Origin of the sequence: Kitasatospora sp. NPDC059812 (genome assembly GCF_042732075.1) — a bacterium.
Lineage (GTDB): Bacteria > Actinomycetota > Actinomycetes > Streptomycetales > Streptomycetaceae > Kitasatospora.
In genome coordinates, this window is sequence record NZ_JBHWIO010000080.1 from 19,207 (window position 1) to 36,909 (window position 17,703).

The 17,703-nt window shown below is 73.3% G+C and carries 21 protein-coding genes and 1 pseudogene; 7 read left to right on the plus strand and 15 right to left on the minus strand.

The window, feature by feature from the left end; genetic code table 11:
* Nucleotides 1-856: 856 nt before the first annotated feature.
* Nucleotides 857-1,066 (minus strand): DUF397 domain-containing protein, encoded by a 210-nt coding sequence (locus tag ACFV6D_RS30310; protein ID WP_063353001.1) that lies wholly within the window; start codon nt 1,064-1,066, stop codon nt 857-859.
* 24 nt (nt 1,067-1,090) lie between these two features.
* On the minus strand, nt 1,091-1,954 hold the full coding sequence (locus ACFV6D_RS30315; protein WP_380561940.1) for a helix-turn-helix domain-containing protein: 864 nt from the start codon (nt 1,952-1,954) through the stop codon (nt 1,091-1,093).
* A gap of 262 nt (nt 1,955-2,216) precedes the next feature.
* On the opposite strand from ACFV6D_RS30315, the gene ACFV6D_RS30320 reads away from it, so the two are divergent.
* Genes ACFV6D_RS30320 through ACFV6D_RS30330 form a run of 3 tightly spaced genes read left to right on the plus strand, consistent with a single transcriptional unit; the run spans nt 2,217 to nt 3,156 of the window.
* Entirely contained in the window at nt 2,217-2,657 is a 441-nt protein-coding gene (locus ACFV6D_RS30320; RefSeq protein WP_380561942.1) for an ATP-binding protein, read from the plus strand.
* Complete coding sequence (locus ACFV6D_RS30325; protein WP_380561944.1) at nt 2,654-2,965, plus strand: hypothetical protein; 312 nt, start codon at nt 2,654-2,656, stop codon at nt 2,963-2,965. Before ACFV6D_RS30320 ends, ACFV6D_RS30325 begins: the two co-directional genes overlap by 4 nt.
* Nucleotides 2,962-3,156 (plus strand): hypothetical protein, encoded by a 195-nt coding sequence (locus tag ACFV6D_RS30330; RefSeq protein ID WP_380378252.1) that lies wholly within the window; start codon nt 2,962-2,964, stop codon nt 3,154-3,156. The genes ACFV6D_RS30325 and ACFV6D_RS30330 overlap by 4 nt, the downstream gene beginning before the upstream one ends.
* A gap of 67 nt (nt 3,157-3,223) precedes the next feature.
* On the opposite strand, the gene ACFV6D_RS30335 is transcribed toward ACFV6D_RS30330, so the two are convergent.
* From ACFV6D_RS30335 to ACFV6D_RS30365, 7 genes and pseudogenes are all read right to left on the minus strand, one after another.
* Complete coding sequence (locus tag ACFV6D_RS30335) at nt 3,224-3,802, minus strand: maleylpyruvate isomerase N-terminal domain-containing protein (protein ID WP_380561946.1); 579 nt, start codon at nt 3,800-3,802, stop codon at nt 3,224-3,226.
* Nucleotides 3,803-3,852: 50 nt separating this feature from the next.
* Nucleotides 3,853-4,696, minus strand: a pseudogene (locus tag ACFV6D_RS30340) (transposase); the annotation flags it as partial.
* An 83-nt stretch (nt 4,697-4,779) separates the two neighbouring features.
* Nucleotides 4,780-5,238 carry a hypothetical protein gene (locus ACFV6D_RS30345; protein WP_380561948.1) on the minus strand — a complete coding sequence of 153 codons (459 nt, stop codon included), beginning with the start codon at nt 5,236-5,238 and terminating at the stop codon, nt 4,780-4,782.
* Nucleotides 5,239-5,428: 190 nt separating this feature from the next.
* Nucleotides 5,429-6,544, minus strand: a complete 1,116-nt coding sequence (locus ACFV6D_RS30350) for a hypothetical protein (RefSeq protein ID WP_380561950.1) — start codon at nt 6,542-6,544, stop codon at nt 5,429-5,431.
* A gap of 162 nt (nt 6,545-6,706) precedes the next feature.
* Nucleotides 6,707-7,249, minus strand: a complete 543-nt coding sequence (locus ACFV6D_RS30355; protein WP_380339300.1) for a DUF1707 domain-containing protein — start codon at nt 7,247-7,249, stop codon at nt 6,707-6,709.
* Between the two features lie 118 nt (nt 7,250-7,367).
* Nucleotides 7,368-7,850 (minus strand): hypothetical protein, encoded by a 483-nt coding sequence (locus ACFV6D_RS30360; RefSeq protein WP_380561952.1) that lies wholly within the window; start codon nt 7,848-7,850, stop codon nt 7,368-7,370.
* Between the two features lie 85 nt (nt 7,851-7,935).
* A complete protein-coding gene (locus tag ACFV6D_RS30365; RefSeq protein ID WP_380561953.1) occupies nt 7,936-8,862 on the minus strand; it encodes a hypothetical protein in 927 nt (308 codons plus the stop codon).
* 124 nt (nt 8,863-8,986) lie between these two features.
* On the opposite strand from ACFV6D_RS30365, the gene ACFV6D_RS30370 reads away from it, so the two are divergent.
* Nucleotides 8,987-9,298 carry a helix-turn-helix transcriptional regulator gene (locus ACFV6D_RS30370; protein WP_063352995.1) on the plus strand — a complete coding sequence of 104 codons (312 nt, stop codon included), beginning with the start codon at nt 8,987-8,989 and terminating at the stop codon, nt 9,296-9,298.
* A gap of 168 nt (nt 9,299-9,466) precedes the next feature.
* A complete protein-coding gene (locus ACFV6D_RS30375) occupies nt 9,467-10,711 on the plus strand; it encodes an MFS transporter (protein WP_380561955.1) in 1,245 nt (414 codons plus the stop codon).
* Between the two features lie 73 nt (nt 10,712-10,784).
* Here the strand turns inward: ACFV6D_RS30375 and ACFV6D_RS30380 are convergent, their stop codons facing one another.
* The 4 genes from ACFV6D_RS30380 to ACFV6D_RS30395 all read right to left on the minus strand — a co-directional run bounded on the left by ACFV6D_RS30380 (nt 10,785) and on the right by ACFV6D_RS30395 (nt 13,302).
* Nucleotides 10,785-11,288, minus strand: coding sequence for a DUF6879 family protein (locus ACFV6D_RS30380; RefSeq protein ID WP_380561957.1), 504 nt, complete (start codon nt 11,286-11,288; stop codon nt 10,785-10,787).
* Nucleotides 11,289-11,401: 113 nt separating this feature from the next.
* Nucleotides 11,402-11,626 (minus strand): hypothetical protein, encoded by a 225-nt coding sequence (locus tag ACFV6D_RS30385; protein ID WP_380480924.1) that lies wholly within the window; start codon nt 11,624-11,626, stop codon nt 11,402-11,404.
* 87 nt (nt 11,627-11,713) lie between these two features.
* Nucleotides 11,714-12,550, minus strand: coding sequence for a helix-turn-helix domain-containing protein (locus ACFV6D_RS30390; RefSeq protein ID WP_380480926.1), 837 nt, complete (start codon nt 12,548-12,550; stop codon nt 11,714-11,716).
* On the minus strand, nt 12,547-13,302 hold the full coding sequence (locus ACFV6D_RS30395) for a DUF6879 family protein (RefSeq protein WP_380480929.1): 756 nt from the start codon (nt 13,300-13,302) through the stop codon (nt 12,547-12,549). Before ACFV6D_RS30395 ends, ACFV6D_RS30390 begins: the two co-directional genes overlap by 4 nt.
* Nucleotides 13,303-13,542: 240 nt before the next feature.
* On the opposite strand from ACFV6D_RS30395, the gene ACFV6D_RS30400 reads away from it, so the two are divergent.
* Nucleotides 13,543-14,676, plus strand: a complete 1,134-nt coding sequence (locus tag ACFV6D_RS30400; protein ID WP_380561959.1) for an FAD-dependent oxidoreductase — start codon at nt 13,543-13,545, stop codon at nt 14,674-14,676.
* A 72-nt stretch (nt 14,677-14,748) separates the two neighbouring features.
* Here the strand turns inward: ACFV6D_RS30400 and ACFV6D_RS30405 are convergent, their stop codons facing one another.
* Entirely contained in the window at nt 14,749-15,774 is a 1,026-nt protein-coding gene (locus ACFV6D_RS30405) for a phosphotransferase family protein (protein ID WP_380561961.1), read from the minus strand.
* 255 nt (nt 15,775-16,029) lie between these two features.
* Between ACFV6D_RS30405 and ACFV6D_RS30410 the strand changes: the two genes are divergently transcribed.
* The gene (locus tag ACFV6D_RS30410) at nt 16,030-17,025 is read left to right on the plus strand and encodes a zinc-dependent alcohol dehydrogenase family protein (RefSeq protein WP_380561963.1); all 996 of its coding nucleotides are present in this window, start codon (nt 16,030-16,032) and stop codon (nt 17,023-17,025) included.
* A gap of 79 nt (nt 17,026-17,104) precedes the next feature.
* Here the strand turns inward: ACFV6D_RS30410 and ACFV6D_RS30415 are convergent, their stop codons facing one another.
* Nucleotides 17,105-17,452, minus strand: a complete 348-nt coding sequence (locus ACFV6D_RS30415) for a helix-turn-helix transcriptional regulator (protein WP_063352990.1) — start codon at nt 17,450-17,452, stop codon at nt 17,105-17,107.
* Nucleotides 17,453-17,703 lie beyond the last annotated feature (251 nt).

Here is a 17,703-nt window from a genome sequence, read left to right on the forward strand (position 1 = left end):
CTCTGTCGCCTCTAACTCACAGCGTGTGTGGGGGGGGGGGGGGGGGGGGGGGGGGGGGGGGGGGGGGCGGGGGGGGGGGCGGGGGGCCGCCCCCCCCCCCCCCCGCAGGCGCGTCCGCTGCCGGGGGCGGGCGCGACCCGGGGCGAATCGTTCCTGCGGCCCCGTTGCTCCCCGCAAGGGGCCGCCGGTACAACAGGGTTGGCCGTCCCGGCTGTCTCCAGTACCTGTGCGGGGCGGTCGTGGCCACCGTGGTGCGGGTCGGGCGGGCCGGTCGGGTCGGAGATCGCGGGCCCGGTACGCCGATGGGGTCGGCGGGGCGGGTCGTCGGGCCGGACGGCATCCCCGTGGTGCTGCGGTTGTACGGACCTGTTCACGGCCTTCCGCCGGACGGCGGCGCGGCCTGTTCCGACGGCTTTCCGGTCTTTCTCGTGCTCGTTGTTCTGTTCGGCCTGGTGATCCTGCCGGTCGAGGCGGTGGGGTGGGTGCGTGGGACGCCTCGCTACCGGTTGAGCGTCGAGGTCGGCGGGCCGCGGCCGCGCAGTCTCGTGCTCGGTTTCAAGTCCAGGGCGCAGGCGCGGGATTGCCGCCGGAGCCTGGCTGTCGGCGTCGGCGAGCACGGCGGGGGAGCGGTGCCCCGCACCCCGCAGGGCGGCGAGGGCGGACTGAAGCGCGAGAAGTCGGCCGGTCCGACTTCCTGCGCGGAACCACCGGTTTGCTGCGGGCCCGCGCCCTGCCGGGTCGCCTGTTCGGCTCCCGCTCAGAGGCCTGGTGGATCCGCTGGGACGGGTCCTTGGCGCTCACGGTACGTCGCAGCCCCGGCCGTGCGGCCGGGGCTGTGACGGGGGTGGCTGGCGGGTCAGGCCGTGGGGAAGTCGCCGGCCTTGACCCCGGTGAGGAAAGCGGACCAGGCGTCGGCCGGGAAGACCAAGGCCGGGCCGCTGGGGTCCTTCGAGTCGCGGACGGCCATGCCGCCAGCGACGACGTTCCCCGCCTCGACGCACTCGTTCGCCTGTGCGCTGTAGCTGCTCTTGTACCAGCCCCGAGCGGAGATCTTCGGCTTGGTCATGTGCTCACCCTCTTGTCTGATCTCTTAACTCGCTGTCTCTGCCGCGATTGCGGTGATCATATCCAGCGACTGGGCGGGGTTCAGGGCTGACGATCGCAGGTCCTCGAAGACGAGCCCGTAGCCGTCGAGTTCTGCCTCTCGTTCCAGGTAATGGCTGCTCGTCAGATTCTCCAGAAACACCGCTCCCGAGGTAGGGGAGCCAGTGAATCCGTACATCACGAATGCCCCGCAGGCGCCAGCGGTCGGACCGATGTCGAGCGGAACCACTTGCAAGGTGACGTTGGGGAGTTGTGCCGCTTCGACGAGGTAGCCCAGTTGCGCGCGGTGTGCATCGGCGCCGCCCACCGGGCATCGGAGGGCCGGCTCCCAGATGATCGCGCAGAGTCGGGCCGGATCGGGCTTGGTCAGAACCTCCTTGCGTTCCATCCGGAGCCTGACCAACTGGTCGATGCGTTCCGGGCGGACAACAGCCGGGTTGGCCTGAAGCAGAGCGCGGGTGTAGTCCTCGGTCTGCAACAGGCCTGGCAGGACCAGTGGCTGCCAGTTCCGGATGTAGCGAGCGTCTGCTTCCAGATCGAGGAAGTCCACATAGGCGGGCGGGATCGTATCGCCGTGGTCGTGCCACCAGCCGCGCTTCTTGCTGTCGCGGGCCAGCGTCTCAAGGGAATCGCGGTCCCTCGGCTCCGTGACGCCGTACAGGTCCATCAGGACGCCGAGGTCCAGTCGGCGGATCCCGACCGCGCCGGTCTCTATCCGGCTGATCTTCGCGCGCGAGCACGCGAGCGCGGATGCGGCGTCCTCGGTGGTCTTGTTCGCTGATTCCCGGAGCCGACGGAGCTCCGACCCCAGGCGGCGGCCGCGGACGGTCGGCCTCGGTTCGTCGGTCATGCGCGATTCCTCCCTTGAACTGCCCAGTCTGCCCCGTGACGGACCGTCGGGGCCACGCGCCTCGCAAATCTGCACGGTTGCAGTCGTTCTTGTTGCAGACGGCATTGGCGCAGTGGCATGCTACAGGGAGTAGTCCATGAAAGACACAGCGTGATCTTGATGGATCGTCACCCGGGCATCCCCATGCCCGCCGACGGTCCTCGGGCCTTGCCTCACGTGCCCGGATCACGCTTTCCCGCTCCGCCGCCGAGGAGGCGTCGCCATGTCCGAAACGCTGAAGATCCCGCCCCCCGTCGCGGGGGAGTACTCCTGCTGGCTGTCGCGCCACCAGAAGTCCGTGCCCACCGCGCGGGGACTGCTGCGAGGCTTCCTCTCCGACCACCAGGGGGGTGAACTGTTCTTCGACTACTCCGGGTTGGTGCTCGGCGAACTCGTCACCAACGCCGTCCAGCACGCCCGCACCCCGTCCGACCGGCTGCTGTTCGTGCGCTTCGCCCTCTCGGCCGACGACCTCAGGATCGAGGTCCACGACGCCGACTCCCGGCAGCCCGTGCTGCGTCGCGTCAACGGGGACGAGGAATGCGGGCGGGGGCTGTGGCTGGTGTCCGAACTCGCCCTCCAGTGGGGCTGCCGACCGTGCGCGGGCGGGGTCGGCAAGGCGGTGTGGGCGGTCCTCGGACCCCAGAGCGGCGCCGCCGCGTGACCACCATCGCGCCGCGCGACTACCCGCACCCGGTCACCGTCGAGATCGGCGGCGTCACCGAGACCGCCACCTTCACCCGGCTCGCCGACGCCCTGGCGGCCGTGCGCACCGCCCTGGCCCGCCTTCCCCTCGACGACGACCACGCCGCCTACCTCGCCGACCTGTTCGCCCCCGAATCCACCGCCCTCATCTCCCGCCGGCTGACCGACTTCGGCGCGCTGCGCACGATCGCCTTCGTCGGCATCCACGCCCACCCCATCCACCTGCGCCCCGCTGACGGCATCGACGAGCTCCCGGACCCGACGTGAGGCGCAGCTGCGCCCGGGTCGTGAGGTGGTGGTGCCTGCGCGGCCAGTTCTCCCTGCCCGTGCGGGCGTTGAGTCCGGGGCGCCGCGCCGCCCACGCCGAGATACGGCGCTGGGCGGCCGCCCCGGGCAGTGCCGAGGCCCTGCTGCGGGCCGTCGCCGACCGCGCCGCCCGCCAGGCGCCCTCGCGCTAGTTGTGCTGTGACCGGGACCGTTCGCCGTGGATGGGGGCGCCTCTCAGTCTTCCTGCGAGAGGTCTGATCACTCGGCCACCGCCGCGCGCCAGATCCATGAGGTGCGGCGGGGGCGGTCTTCCAGATCGCCCCGGCCGGTGCACCAGAGGAGGACATGGGCCGGGTCGCCGGGTGGAGCTTCGGGGAAGAGCCGGTGGAGTACCGCCGCGCAGAGCGGCGCCGGGGGCAGCCATGGCACGCCCAGCCCCTGGGTGATGTCGTGGGTGTGCAGGAGCACCTCGGCGACACCCATTGCCGCAAAGCCTGACGGGTCGCAAGGGCCCCAGTGCCAGGCCCGCGCCTCCGGGCCGGCCGTGGCCAGTGCACTGCCGAGCAGCCCTGCGCAGGCGGTGACCACCCGGAGCACCTCGCGTGGGGAGCTGTCCGGGCGGACGGCGAGGTCGAAGGGCAGGTAGGCGTCCGTCGGGCGTGCGGCGATCTGCCCGGCGTAGGCCAGCAGGTCATGGGCGATGTGGGCGGCCGTCGTCCAGCAGCTCCATTCCAGCGGACCTGCCGGTACCGACCAGTCCTCCGCGTCGTGCGGGCCAAGTACCCGCATCATCTCGGTCACGGCCTCGTTGACGTCTCGGTTGTCGATGTAGCGCATCCGGCGATGCTACGGCTGCGACAGGAGGGTTCATCCGTCCACGGTTGGGCTGCCGCGCTTGCGAGGGGGCGTCCGCCCCGGCGGAGGCCCTTCTCGCCGGGGATGCGTGCGCGTTCACGGCGTTGGGCGGCCAGGACGTCGGGGTGGCGGGGTGGCGGGCGTTGGCGTTGCGCCAACGGAGGCGGCGGTGCAGTTCACGGTTCTGGACGGGGCGGTTGGGGTGGCTGGAGTTGGCGAGGGTGAACTGGCGCAGCGGTCCGAAGTGCGCCTCGACGGGGTCGGCCCAGGAGGCGTTGGTCGGGGCGAAGCACAGCTCCACCTTGTTCTTCCGGGCCCACTGGCGGATCTCGGCGCCCTTGTGCGTGGAGAGGTGTCCACGATCGCGTAGATCGGGGCGCCGTCGGGGCGGGCGGCGCGGATCGACTTGAGCGCGGCCAGGCTATCGGCGGTGCCCTTGCGGCGACGGTTGACGCCCCAGAGGGTGTCATCGCCGATGGAGTAGCAGCCGTGGAAGTAGGTCATGCCGTGGGTGTGGTGGTAGGTCGCCGGGACCCGGTCCGGCCGGCCCTGCTCGGCCCAGCAGTATCCGCCGGTCGGGCGTATGCCGAGCGGCCCGAACTCGTCGAACGCGAAAACGCGGTCAGGGAAGCGGTCCGGGACGTGCTCGATCCGGTCCAGCTCGGCGTCGCGGCCGGGGTCGGTGGACTCCTTCCAGGTCTTGGCCCGCCGGAAGGTGGCGCCGCGTCGGGCGGGCAGGCAGCGCAGGGCCTCGCGGTCGATGCGGATCACCCGGCCGTGGACCTTGCGGATGTAGGCGGCGAGCTTGCGGATGGACCAGCGGGTGAAGGGCTGGGCGAGCTTGGTCGGGCGGGTGGCGGCCGTCTGGACGACGAACATTGGATGGGATGTCAGCCCCCGTCCAATCGGCCCCAGCCTTCGCCCAGGCAGGAAGCCGGTGAACCTATGCGGTCAGAGCGCTAGCGTCCGTCCCGCGCTGCTGCGGGGCGGAGAACGGGATCGATCCCGGCCAGACTGTCGCGCAGCCGACGGGCCCCCAGGGCGACGCGGTCGTCGGCGGCCCGCGACAGCTCCTCGCACAGCCGTACCGCGTCGTCCCGGTCGTCGGCGACGATGCCGAACACGTCGGCGACCGCGGTGTGGATCCAGTCGCCGTGGTTGTCGTCGGCCACTGCCAGTGCGGACGCGACGATCGCCAGCCCGGCCAGGTCGTTTCGCCGCAGCAGGGCTTGTGCGCTCACCCGGGTGACGAAGGTGTCGCCTGCGTCGAGCACGAGCGCCAGCAGCGGCCCGCAGGCCTCCCGCAGCTCGGCGAAGCCTGCCAGGGCGCGACCGGCGTCCGCCCGGTCGCGGTAGTCGCGGCTGCGCCCGAGCTCGGCCAGCGCCGCGACGGCCGCCCGCCGCATGTCCCCGTCCATCTGTCTGTCCACCCCTTCCGAGAGGTCCGGCGAAAGTACCACCGGGGCGCTCCGCGGGCTGATCCGCCAAGATCGGCCGGACAGGGCCTAGCCGCAATGCCACTGACTTTGCGGTCCTCCGCGACCCTCCGACCGAGGCATCGCCACAGGTCAGCGGCTCGTGATCGCTGTTAAGTCAGTGGCATTGGACCTAGCCGAACAGGACGGCCAGCCGGGTCCGGTCGTCCTCGGGCCGCAGGAGCAGCGCGTGGCTCCTGCCGCTCGCGGCCGCGCCGACGAGGACCGGCAGTCCCCAGTCGGCTCCCAAGCGCGTCTCGCGTCCCGTGACGGAGTCGCGGTAGCGGTCTGGAGCGCCGGCCCACAGCGCCACCGGGATGGCGCCGTCCAGGACCAGCAGGCCGTTCGTGTGCTCCGTCGTGAAGCGCAGCGCGTGGTGCCCGGGGCCGTGGACCGGCCAGACCGCGAAGGGCCCGTCCGGCAGAACGCCGGCCGGAGCAGTGGACCGGGCGCCGGTGCCGTCGAGGCGGACCGCGCTGACCCGGCCGTCGTCGGCGACGGAGTACAGCAGCGCCGAGCCGTCGGAGTGGGCTTCGGCGAGCAGCAGAAACGCCTCCTCGGGGTCCCGCAGGACGGGACGTTCCCGCTCGACGGCGAGGGTGTCCGGGGTGAGGATGCGCAGCGTCGCGGGTCCCGCCGGATCCGCGTCCAGCGCGAGTACTGCCAGCTGCGCCCCGTCGGTGCATACCACCGCGTACTGCGACTGAGGCAACGGCAGCCGCACCGGGCGGCGGACCCGCCACCGGGGCCCGCCGGCGCCGGACTCCAGGTCTGCCGCCTGGACCCGGGACGGCCGGCGTTCGTCGAAGACGTCGTCCAGGTGCCAGAAGGCACGGTCGCCGATCCACCCGACGAAGTCGCCCGCGAAGGCGGAGGTGCGCGGCGGTTGTTCCCACCTGCCCCGTCCCCGCAACGGCAGGAGGGTGTCGGGCTCTTGGTCCACGCCGTCCTGGAGCACGGACATCCGAGCCCAGGGGTTGCCGTCCGGGCCGGTGTACAGGGCGGGATTGACGCCCTCGTGCTCCACCGTGATCTCCTCCACACCGTCCGGACCGACCGTCAGGTAGAGGGTGTCGTCACCGCCGTCCGCCCTGTGCCGGTTGGCGGCGACCACCACCGCCTCGCCCGCTCCACCGCAGACGCTGCGGAACGACAGCCCGCCCTCGTCCCTCAGGGTGACCAGCCGAGCGCCGGAGGCCGTGTCGATCCGCCACTCGACCGGCGAGGAAGCGGAGGTCAGTTCACGCATGCAGCCCATCTTAGGGAGGAGGCCGGTCGGGCCGACGGCGCGGCGAGCGGGACGCTGCGGCCCGCACGGCCGTCCCCCGGCGGTCACACCGCTGTTCGCGCAGCACGCCCACCGCGTCGTCGCCCTGATCCAGTTGCGGCGCCGGTCGGCCGGGCCGGGGCCTCAGCGCCGCGCGTGGCGGACCTTCAGCCGTCCGAACCCGGTGGTCCCGGAGATCCGGATGGTGGGGCCGCCGGGGGTGGGGTGCCGCGGGGGCTTGTAGCGGGCCTCCTTCCAGCCGGCGTGCATGCCCTCGATGTCGACGACCGCGTCGTGGGGCACCGTGATCCTGGCGCCGCCGGTGCCGAGTTGCAGTTCGATGTCGACGACCGGGTGCTCGAAGACCGCCCGGGACAGGTCCAGGTGCACCCTGCCGAGCGCGGAGGCGACCTTGAGGGTCCGGGGCACCCGCCAGGCGCCGCTGCGCCGGATGCGTCCCGTGGCGGCGCCGATCGTCGTCTCGGTGCCCGCGCCCGGCTCGGGGAGCGAGGCCAGGGACCGCGCGAGTGCGCCCTGCGTCCTGGCGGTGAGCGCCTGGTCGAGGCGTTCGTCCATCTCCTCGTGGGAGATGCGCCCTTGGCTGTACGCCTCTTGCAGGCGTTGCACGGCCGTGTCGCGGTCGTCGTCGCCGGCCAGGGGCGAGAGGTCTTCCGGCAGCGAGGTCACCGCCACAGCCTAGCGCCGCGCCTGCGCCGCGAGTCAGCCAAGGCCCCTGGCGGGTACGGCCGGTGCCGCGCGGAGCCGGTGCGCGCAGGATCGCGGCCCCGCGTCGGGCGGCGTGCGGTCAGCGCAGGGCGGCGAGTTCGCTGACGCGCAGGGTGGGGGTGCCCAGGACGAGGTCGGCAGGTGCCGGGCCGTGGGCGATGTTGAGCGTGTCGAGCCGGTAGGTCCACGCGCCGTCGTGTGCGTGGGCGAAGCGGTAGTTGATCTGCCAGCGCAGCCATTGCCCGCGGGCCAGGCGCACTGCCGGGGGGCGGCGCCGTCGGCGCGGCATGCCGAAGGGCGTCGCGACGAGCTGGACCCGCAGCAGGTGGCCGGCCTCCTGGAGGAGCACGCCGGTGTCCGTGCGGGAGCCGGGTGTGCTCTCGTGCGTCAGGGAGCGGGGCCGGAAGCCGTCGGCCTCGTGCATCCGGACCTCGTGGACGAGGGGCGGTGAGCCGGGCGGCAGCAAGAAGGCGGTCGGGGCCGCGTTGCGCCGGGCGGCTTCGGGTCCGCCCCGGGACTGTCCGGTCCATGACGTGCGGACCCACTGCATCACTGTTTCCACGGGGCCGATCCTGCGGCACGGCGGTGCCCGGGCGCCACGTCGTTTCGGCGGCTCACGGCAACGACCGGGGCCGGGCGGGTGGGCCTCACGGCACCGGCCGGGGCGGGGCGGGTGGGCCTGACGGCAACGGCCATGCACGGGTGGGCGCGTAGTCGGCCTTGAGGCTGTGCAGCTGGGCGGCGAGCAGGCGGCCCGCCGCCCCGGCCAGGCCCTGGCGGTCCGTCACCGGATGCGGACCGTCCAGGAGGGACATGGTGAGGCGGTAGGTCGACAGGGCGCTGTCCGTCCGGGCCCCGGTCTGCTCCCGGGACGGTGCGCGGGACAGCACCAGTACCGCCGGCTCGCGGTTCTCGGCGATGGCGGCGCCGAGGCGGGCGTGGCCGTCCAGGACCACATGGCAGTTGAGCCCGCTGAACCACCAGAGCAGGACGGGCGCCAGGATGCCCTCGCGGGCCTGCTTGCGGCAGGCCTTCACCCGGGGGTCGCCGGGTGGCGGCATCCGGCGCAGCGGCATGACCCGCCACGAGCCGTCGAACCAGTCGATGTAGCCGTCGGGATGGCCGTCGAGCAGCAGGGAACGCCACTGGCCGCCCGGCCCGCCTGCGGCCGGTGCCATCCCCTCGCGGGCGAGCCGCGGGGAGAGCACCCACCGCCCCTCGTGGAGTGGGCCGGCGGCGCGGGCGTGCAGGGCGCCGGCGAAGCGGTGCGCCCAGCGGGCGTACCAGGACGGCCCTCCCGGCCCGGCGACCGCGCACGCCTCGGCGATCGCGCGTGCCTCGGCGGCCCGCAGGGGGGTGATGGGGGAGCGGTAGTGGTCCGTGCGGGAGTACTCGACGCCGCACCGGTCGTCGTCGATCCTGCCGGTGAGCACCACCCGCGGACCCTGCGACAGGACGATCAGGTTCCCGTTCGCCGTCCGCGGCCGCAGCCCCGGTTCGGTGGCAGGGGGGAGCTCCAGGCCCAGGCCGCCCCAGGATTCGCCGTCGGCCGCTGTCAGATTCCTCCGGTGCACCGGCCGATCCTAGGCGCAGGCGGGCAGGCCCGCGTCGGCCCGCCCGGCCCGGGTTGACACGCTTCTTCACATCTAGAATATTGGATACGTCATCTGGTCGAGGGTCGGGCGAAGGGAGTGCGCGGTGGATCCGCTGGCCGTTCACAAGGCGCTCGCCAACCCGGCGCGGGCGGACTTCCTGCGCTGGCTCAAGACGCCCGAGCGCTACTTCGACGAGGACTACTACCGCGAACGCGGCGTGGGCTTCCACATCGGCGTGTGCGTGACGGACATCCGGGAGAAGTCCGGGCTCGCCCAGTCCGTGGTCTCCGGCTACCTGCAGATCCTGCGCGACGCCGGGCTGCTGGTGTCCGAACGCGTCGGCAAGTGGACCTTCTACCGCCGCGACGAGGAGACGATCGCCGCGTTCGCCGCCTACGCCCGCGACGAACTCTGACGCTCCGCCCCCTCAGGGGCGCACCCCACCGCCCCTGCCGGGGCGGCCCGGGCTGCGCCCTTCCTTTTCGCCCCATTCCATCTAACTATCTAGATTTGTAGCCCTGTGCGTGGGGGGCGGGTGCCGTGCGCCCGCACACCCCGCGCACCGGGCGGACGGAGGCAGCACATGGCAAAGACCGGCCCCGCCGTCCTGACGCTCTCCCTGGGAGTGTTCGGGATCATCACCACCGAGATGGGCGTCGTCGGCGTCCTGCCCCGCATCTCCGAGGACCTCGGCGTCACACCCTCCGCCGCCGGCTGGCTGGTGGGCGTCTTCGCCCTCGTGGTCGCCGCCACCGGGCCGTTCGGCACCCTGCTGGCCTCCGGCCTGCGCCGCAAGGCCGTCCTGGCGAGCGCCCTGGCCGTCTTCGCGCTCTCCAACGCCGTGTACGCGCTCACCGACGACTTCGCCGTGATGTTCGCCTTCCGGATCCTGCCCGCGCTCTTCCACCCCGTCTTCTTCGCCGTCGCCCTCACCACCGCCGCCAACCTGGTCCCCGCACACCGCGCCACCCGGGCGGCCACCACCGTCTTCGCCGGCGTCACCCTCGGCTTCGCCTTCGGCGTGCCGCTCACCTCCTACCTCGCCGAACACGCGGGCCTGGCCGCCGCGTTCTGGTTCGGCGCCGGCGTCAACCTGCTGGCCTGCCTGGGCGTCCTGCTCCTCCTGCCCGCCACCCCCGCAGCGCCCGCCACCCCCTCCACCCCCGCAGCGCCCGCCGGTCGGCGCCCCTCCTACCGGGGCCAGCTGGCCATCCTGCGCCGGGGCCGGCTGTGGCTGTCGATCCTCGCGGTCGTGTGCGTGTTCGCCGCGATGTTCTCCGTCTACGGCTACTTCGCCGAATACCTGGAACGCGTCACCGGCCTGAGCGCCTCCCTGGTGGGCGCCGCGCTGATGGCCTTCGGGATCGTCATGGTCCTCGGCAACCTCCTCTTCGGCCGCCTCCTGGAACGCGACCTGCTGCGCACCGTCACCGCCTTCCCCGCCCTCTACGTCCTCCTCTACGCCCTGCTCTACGCGATCGGCCCCTGGCCCGCGCCGATGACCGCCGGCGTCCTGCTCTGGGGCGCGGTGCACTCCGGCGGACTCGTCGTCAGCCAGAGCTGGCTGGCCCGCGACGCCCAGGACGCACCCGAGTTCGGCAACAGCCTGTTCATCTCCTTCTCCAACCTGGGCATCACCGCCGGCAGCGCGGTGGGCGGCCTCGTCGTCTCCACCGCCGGCGCCCGCCACCTGCCCTGGGCCGGAGCGGGCTTCGCCCTCGCCGCCCTGGCCGCCGTCCTGCTCCGCCGCCGCCTGGGCCCCGGCGCCCCCGCCGCCGCCGCTGCGCCGCAGGCGCAGGCGCAGGACGCACCGCCCGCCACCGTCTGAGCCGGCCGGCCAGGACTTCGCGGGCCTGCTGGACGCTCGCAGAGGGGTGCGCGGGCACGGAGGCGGGCCTTCGTCAGATTCCGTACAGGTGGTGCGGGACCGCTCGCTCCCAGACCGCTTCGAACGCGGTGGCGCACAGCTTGACGGTCTGCGGGTCCTCGGTGATCTCGTCCTCGACCACCGCGCCGTCGCCGGAGAAGTGGTGCACCCGGAGCAGCGCGTCGTCGAACAGCCAGAAGTCGTTGCCCGGCAGGGGGATGCCCGTGGCCCGTCGCCGGGGCAGCCAGCGGACCTCCTCGCCCGCCGTGACGTTGGCGTGGGTGACGTAGTGCTCCCACCGGATGTACGCGGACACGGGCTCGGAGACGACCCGGGCCCGGCGCACGGCCACACCCCGGACCACCGTGTCCGTGATCAACTGGTCATAGGGATGCCACCAGGACCCGCGGTCCTCCCAGTCGATCCGCTCGCCGCGCCGCCACGCCTCGAACCGCTCCGTCGGGGCGTAGGAGTCCCGCAGCTCCAGATGGACGGCGGAACGCCGGCACCGCCCGAGCAGCTCGGCGAAGTCGGGCACGCTCGACGGCGCCTGCGTTCCTCCGGGGACAGCTCGGACGGCCGAACCGCTCGTCGGGGTCCGGCGGGGCGGCTTCGCCTCCCGGCGGTCGGGGGCCCCTTGCGGTGCCGCGCTCACGTGCCCAGGGCTTTGCGGATCAGGGTGGCGAGCACGGCGGCCTCGGCCTCCTTGAGGTGTCCCAGGGCCACCCAGGAGAAGCTGGAATCCGTGAACACGTCCGGGCCGCCACGGACGAGGGTGGAGATCCCGGCAGCGCGTAGCGCTTCCCTCAGATCGTTCGCCGCCGACTCCCCGGCGCTCACCCGTTCCGACTGTCCAGTCGGCTCAAGACCCGACATGTGCCACTCCCTTGACCGGTGGGGTTTCCGTCACCACGAAGGTAGGGGCGGCGGCCGGAGCCGGGCGGAGGTGATTCCCGGTGATTCTCACAGCAGCGACCGGCGCGCCCGGACAATCACCCGATGGGCTGACGGGCCGTAGACGGCGCTCTGCGCCAGGGCCTCCCACGCCCGGATGTGAAGCGCGACGTCCGCCGGATCGTCCAACCACATCTCCGCGTGCCAGGACTCGGTGATGACCAACGCGCCGTCGTGGATGGAGAATCCGACTCCCGCGGGCACTCTGAGATCGGCATCGAACGGCACGATCCCGAGCCGGACGTTCCCACGAGCAAGCCAGGGGGCCAGGGACTCCAGCTGGTCCGCCAGTACGGCCGGCGGGCAGAGCCGGGAGACGAGGGCGCCTTCCCACACCAGGAAGTGGAACGACCGCGACCGGTCGTTGAGAACCCTCTGACGCTCCATGCGGGCTACTGTCGCGGCCTCGACGTCGCGGATCGACGGATGGACCCTGGTGTACCGGGTGAGGACCGCTCGCGCGTACTCGGCGGTCTGGAGCAGGCCGGGAACCAGGGTCGGGTCGAATGACCGCCGGTCGCCGGTCCGCTTCCCCTGCGCGGCGTGCGCCTCCTGCACCGGCCGGACACCGCCGGCGAGCTGGCGCCGCCACGACCGGTACTGGGTCTCCACCGTCCGCAGCCGGCCCACCAGTTCGGCGCCGGCGTCGGGCCGGCCGACGGCCTCGGCCCAGGCGACCACGTCGGCCCTGGTGGGAGACTGCCTGCCGTTCTCCAACTTGCTGACCTTGGACTGGGGCCAGCCCAGCCGCACGGCCAAGGCGCGTCCGGACAACCCGCACTCGGTGCGGAGTTCACGCATCCGGGCACCAAGAGCAGACCGCGCCTGCTGATAGTCGGTGCTCACATGTCGGAAGGTACCTGAGCCCGGAACTGCGCGTAGGGCCTCGCGTGGTGCCAGGCGGCATCACGCGTCTGGCAGGCACGGAGGACTTCCAGCGGGTCGGTGACCAACTCCATTCCCACGGTGCGCTCCCCCTCGAAGTGGAAGCGCGCGACCGTGCGGGAGTCGAAGAGCCAGAAGTCCGACAGCCCGGCCAGCCCGGCCGCCTCGGCCTCCGAACGCCACATGCACCGGATGTCCTCACCGGCCGCCACGTTGGTCCGGGCACACGCCAGCAGGTACCGCTGCCCCTCGGTCGGCGGATCGTCCACCAGGCGCACCCGCTCGAACCTCTTGCCCTTGCCGATCATGCGGCGCACGTTCTCGAACCAGGGGTGCCCGACCTCCCCGGCGCTGTCCCCCGTCCGAAGGAACTCGGCGTAGGAGGGCGTCAGCTTGTCGGAGAGGTATCCCGCCCTTGTCTCCAACCGCCACGCGGTGTGCTCGAAACCGTCGTTGATGAACTCGGTGATCCGCTGCTGCGGTACGAACTCCGGCACCGGCGTTGACTCCTTCGGCGCGAACCGCACCAGCAGTTCGCGGGGCACGACTACGAAGCCCTCATCGTCCTTCACGTGCATGAGTTGCGCCACGTCCTCGGGGTCCGTCACGGCGTACCCCTGCACGACCACCTCGCCGGTGTCCACGTCCTCGTACAGCGTCGGGCAGTCGCCGACACCCGAGGTGCTACCGATGACGCGCAGCCGCCTTGCCATGGTTGTTCCTCTCGACGGCGGACAGGAAGGTCCTCCCATGATCGGCCTCAACCGGCGCTCCGGGAGGCGTGATTCTCGATGATTCTCATGACGGTCCAACGCGGGCGCGGTGACGGCCGGATGCCGGGGGTGTGAGCCGGGTGCCGGTGGCCTGTCAGTGGCGTGCCGGTGGGGCCTGGGAGCTTTCCGGGGACAGGCCGGGTGCCCATCCGGCAGGCGTGCGACAGACAGGGAACCACCATGACCACCGACATCACGATCATCGGCGCCGGACTCGGCGGGCTGACCCTGGCCCGGGTCCTGCACCTGCACGGCATCGCGTCCACGGTCTACGAGGCGGAGGCCTCGCCGGCGGCGCGTGCGCAGGGCGGGATGCTCGACATCCACGACTACAACGGGCAGCTCGCCGTCCGGGCGGCCGGCCTGATGGAGGAGTTCGAGGCCCTCGTACTGGAGGGCCGCCAGGCGATGCGGATCCTCGACCGGGACGGGAGCGTCCTGCTCGACAAGGCCGACGACGGCACGGGCGGGCGCCCCGAGGTGCAGCGCGCCGAACTGCGGCAGATGCTGCTCGACTCGCTCCCGGCCGGCACCGTCCGGTGGGGCCGCAAGGCCGCCGGCGTCCGCGCCCTGGGCGCCGGCCGCCACGAGGTGGCGTTCGCCGACGGCGCCACCGCCGTCACCGGCCTGCTGGTCGGCGCGGACGGCGCGTGGTCACGGGTGCGGCCGCTGCTGTCCGCCGCCACCCCCGAGTACACCGGCACGTCGTCCGTCGAGACCTACCTGTTCGACGCCGACACCCGCCACCTCGCCGCCGCGAAGGCGGTCGGCGGCGGGTCGATGATGGCGCCCTCGCCCGGCGCGGAGATCTTCGCCCACCGGGAGAGCGGCGACACCCTGCACACCTACGTGATGCTCACCAGGACGCAGGACTGGTTCGCCGCCGTCGACTTCGCCGACCCCGCCGCGGCACGCGCCCGCATCGCGGCACAGTTCGACGGCTGGGCACCGGAACTCACCGCGCTGATCACCGACGGCGACACCGCCCCGGTCCTGCGCCCCCACCACACCCTGCCGATCGCCCACCGGTGGGACCGGGTGCCGGGGGTGACCCTGCTGGGCGACGCCGCCCACCTCACCGCCCCCAACGGCGAGGGCGCCAACCTCGCCATGCTCGACGGCGCCGAACTCGGCCAGGCCCTGGCCGCGCACCCCGGCGACACCGAGGCCGCCCTCGCCGCGTACGAGCGGACCATGTTCCCCCGCAGCGCCGAGGCCGCCTCCGAGGGCGTGCACATGCACGAACTCCTCAACGGCGACGACACCCCCCAGGCCCTGATCGCCGCCTTCCTCGACGGCGAACCGGCCTCCTGAACCGCCCACCTGAACCGCCCTCCTGAACCGCCCTCCTGAACCACCCACCGGCAAACGGGCGCAGGGCGGTGCTCAGGCGTACCGGTCGAGCAGCGCCTCCAGGTAGCCCTCCAGGCGCCGGCCCAGCAGGGCCGGCGTCAGGTCGTCGCGCCCCAGCTCCCGCCACGGCACGGCGACCTTCTCCGCGTCCGGGGCGAACGCCAGCGCGTCCAGCAGCCGCCAGTACAGGTGCGCGCCCGGGTCGGCCTCCAGCGTGCCGCCGGCCGCCAGGTAGCGGGCGGCGAAGTCCAGGCCGGTGTCCACGCCGTGCAGCAGGGCCAGGGCGGTGGAGCAGTGGGCCACGTCCAGGTCGGCCGGGCCCCAGGAGGTCTCCACCCAGTCCACGACCCCGCTGACGGCCAGCGCGGCGCCCTGCCCGGTGAACAGCACGTTGCCGGGGTGGAAGTCGCGGTGCAGGAAGCACGGCCGGTACGCGGGCGCCTCGCGGCGGATCACCTCCACCGCCCGCCGCCACACCCCGGGACGCGCCGTGGCCCCGGGCACCCGCACCCGCTCCGGGGCCGTCCACGCCTCGAAGGCGCGGGGTCGCTCGCCCGGCGCCACCGCGAGGGCGTGCACGGCGGCCAGCTGACCGGCCAGCAGGTCCGCGCGGCGCTCCACGTCGCCGTCCTGCGCCACCCGTACGCCGCCCGGCAGCAGCGACATCACCAGCGACGGGTGGTCGCAGAACTCGCCCGCCGCGTCCAGGGCGTGCAGCCGCGCCGCCGGCACGCCGCCGTCCGCGAGCAGCCGCAGCACGCCGGCCTCACGGGTCAGCAGGGCGGGCGCGTGGCGCAGGTAGAACGGCTTGACGAACGAACGCAGCACCAGCGCGTACCCGCCCCCGCCCTCGCCCGCACCCCCCTCCGGGCCGACGTCCAGGCGCCGCATCCGCGACGTCCAGCCGCCGCGCAGGCCCGTCACCGACCGCACCCGGTGGCCCGGGGGGAGGCCCTGCTCCACCCAGCGCAGCGTGGCGGCCCAGTCCCGGCCCGAGGACCCGTACGGTTCGTGCGGCAGTTCGTGTGGCGGTTCGTGCGGCGGTGCGAAGGCGTTCATCCGCCGAAGGATACGAACACCGCCCGCCCGCCGCCATGCCGGGTTCCCACCCGCCCCCGCAGGCCGCGCGGCCCCGGGCCTGACGCAGGGTCAACTCACCGTCAACGCCCGCCGACCGCCCATTATTCCGAGACCAGTCGAAGTTTGACAGTTTCCCGCGCACCGGGTTACGTAAGTGGCCGCACCGCACGCCGCACCGCACGCCACGCCGCACGTCGCACCGCCACCGGCCCGCCGCAGCAGGGGAGTTACGCCATGTCCAGGACCGTCGTCTTCGACCGCACCGGAGGACCGGAGGTCCTGACCGTGCGAGCCGCCGCCGTCCCCGTGCCCGGCCCCGGCGAACTGCTCATCCGCGTCAGCGCGATCGGCCTCAACCGCGCCGAGGCCCTCTTCCGCGCCGGCGCCTACCTCGACGAGCCCAAACTGCCCGCCACCCCCGGCTACGAGGCCGCCGGCACCGTGGAGGCCCTCGGCGAGGGCGTCACCGGCTTCGCCGCCGGCGACCGGGTCGACACCGTCCCGGCCTTCTCCCAGAACGACTACGGCGTCTACCGCACCCACGCCCTCGTGCCCGCCCGCGCCGTCGTCCACCACCCGGCCGGCCTCACCGACGTCCAGGGCACGGCCGTGTGGATGCCCTACCTGACCGCCTACGGCGCCCTCGCCGAGGACGGCCACCTGCGCCCCGGCGACCACGTCCTGCTCACCGCCGCCGCCTCCGGCACCGGCCTGGCCGCCATCCGCACCGCCCGCCGCCTGGGCGCCGTCCCCATCGCCACCACCCGCACCCGCGCCAAGAAGCAGCAACTCCTGGACGCCGGCGCCGCCGACGTGATCGTCACCGGCGAGGAGGACCTGGTGGCCCGGGTGGACGCCATCACCGCCGGCACCGGCGTGCGCACCGTCTTCGACCCCGTCGCCGGCCCCGGCGTCCTCACCCTCGCCCGCACCATCGCCCCCGGCGGCCGCCTGATCGTCTACGGCCGCCTCGACCCCCGCGACACCCCCCTGCCCGGCCAGGACACCTTCGCCCCCGTCACCAGCCGCTTCTACTCCATGCACGACATCACCCGCGACGACGAACGGCTGCGCCGCGCGCAGGCCTTCGTCACCGCCGGGCTCGCCGACGGCTCCTTCACCCCCGCCGTCGACCGGGTCTTCGAGGGCCTCGACCGGATCGCCGAGGCCCACCGCTACCTGGAGGCCGGCACCCAGGTCGGCAAGATCGTCCTCACCGTCCAGAACTGACCCCACTGACCCCACCAGGGCCGAGCCTTCCGGAACCGGCCCGCCCCACGGCCGCCGGCCGCGGGACGGGCCGGCCCGCTCAGGGCGCCGTGCGGGCCTCGGCATCGGCGGCGGCGACCACCGCCGACAGCAGGCCCGGGAAACGGCCCTCCAACTCCTCGGCGCGCAGCGAGTTCATCTTGGTGGTGCCGACGTAGTACTGGTGCAGCAGTCCGGCCTGGCGCAGCACGTTGAAGTGGTGCGTCGAGGTGGAACGGGAGACCGGAAGATCAAAGGAGCCGCAGCTCAGCGCGGCACCCGCGTGGGCCAGCCGGCGCACCACCGATCTGCGGGCAGGGTCCGCGAGTGCCTCCAACACCTGCTGGACCCTGAGGTCCTCCACACCAGGGTGCACGATCACCCGCGCCGCCACGCGTGCCCGTCCCACACCCACCACCCCTTCCCAACGCTCGACCCCCGTCCCGGTTCGGTAAAAGCCGCGCGGCGTGCGCGACTTCGCGCCTCGACGCTACTACGAGCGCGCCGTGCGCCACGCCCACCGCAACACCTCCGCAACACGCGCGCGCCCGCCCCGGCGCGCCCGCGACCCCCGCGCCCCCGCCCGCCCCCCTGCCGGCACGCGGGGGCGGGGGCCGCGGCGGGTCGGGGGGTGGGGGGCCGGGGCGCCGGCGCGCGGGG

Bases quoted from the DNA above. Each gene is read 5' to 3' on its own strand.
- ACFV6D_RS30315 (WP_380561940.1), bottom strand. From the start codon at position 1,954: ATGACCGACGAACCGAGGCCGACCGTCCGCGGCCGCCGCCTGGGGTCG.
- ACFV6D_RS30350 (WP_380561950.1), bottom strand. From the start codon at position 6,544: ATGCGTGAACTGACCTCCGCTTCCTCGCCGGTCGAGTGGCGGATCGAC.
- ACFV6D_RS30400 (WP_380561959.1), top strand. From the start codon at position 13,543: ATGACCACCGACATCACGATCATCGGCGCCGGACTCGGCGGGCTGACC.
- ACFV6D_RS30405 (WP_380561961.1), bottom strand. From the start codon at position 15,774: ATGAACGCCTTCGCACCGCCGCACGAACCGCCACACGAACTGCCGCAC.
- ACFV6D_RS30310 (WP_063353001.1), bottom strand. From the start codon at position 1,066: ATGACCAAGCCGAAGATCTCCGCTCGGGGCTGGTACAAGAGCAGCTAC.
- ACFV6D_RS30395 (WP_380480929.1), bottom strand. From the start codon at position 13,302: ATGGCAAGGCGGCTGCGCGTCATCGGTAGCACCTCGGGTGTCGGCGAC.
- ACFV6D_RS30345 (WP_380561948.1), bottom strand. From the start codon at position 5,238: ATGGACGGGGACATGCGGCGGGCGGCCGTCGCGGCGCTGGCCGAGCTC.
- ACFV6D_RS30320 (WP_380561942.1), top strand. From the start codon at position 2,217: ATGTCCGAAACGCTGAAGATCCCGCCCCCCGTCGCGGGGGAGTACTCC.
- ACFV6D_RS30410 (WP_380561963.1), top strand. From the start codon at position 16,030: ATGTCCAGGACCGTCGTCTTCGACCGCACCGGAGGACCGGAGGTCCTG.
- ACFV6D_RS30375 (WP_380561955.1), top strand. From the start codon at position 9,467: ATGGCAAAGACCGGCCCCGCCGTCCTGACGCTCTCCCTGGGAGTGTTC.
- ACFV6D_RS30385 (WP_380480924.1), bottom strand. From the start codon at position 11,626: ATGTCGGGTCTTGAGCCGACTGGACAGTCGGAACGGGTGAGCGCCGGG.
- ACFV6D_RS30335 (WP_380561946.1), bottom strand. From the start codon at position 3,802: ATGCGCTACATCGACAACCGAGACGTCAACGAGGCCGTGACCGAGATG.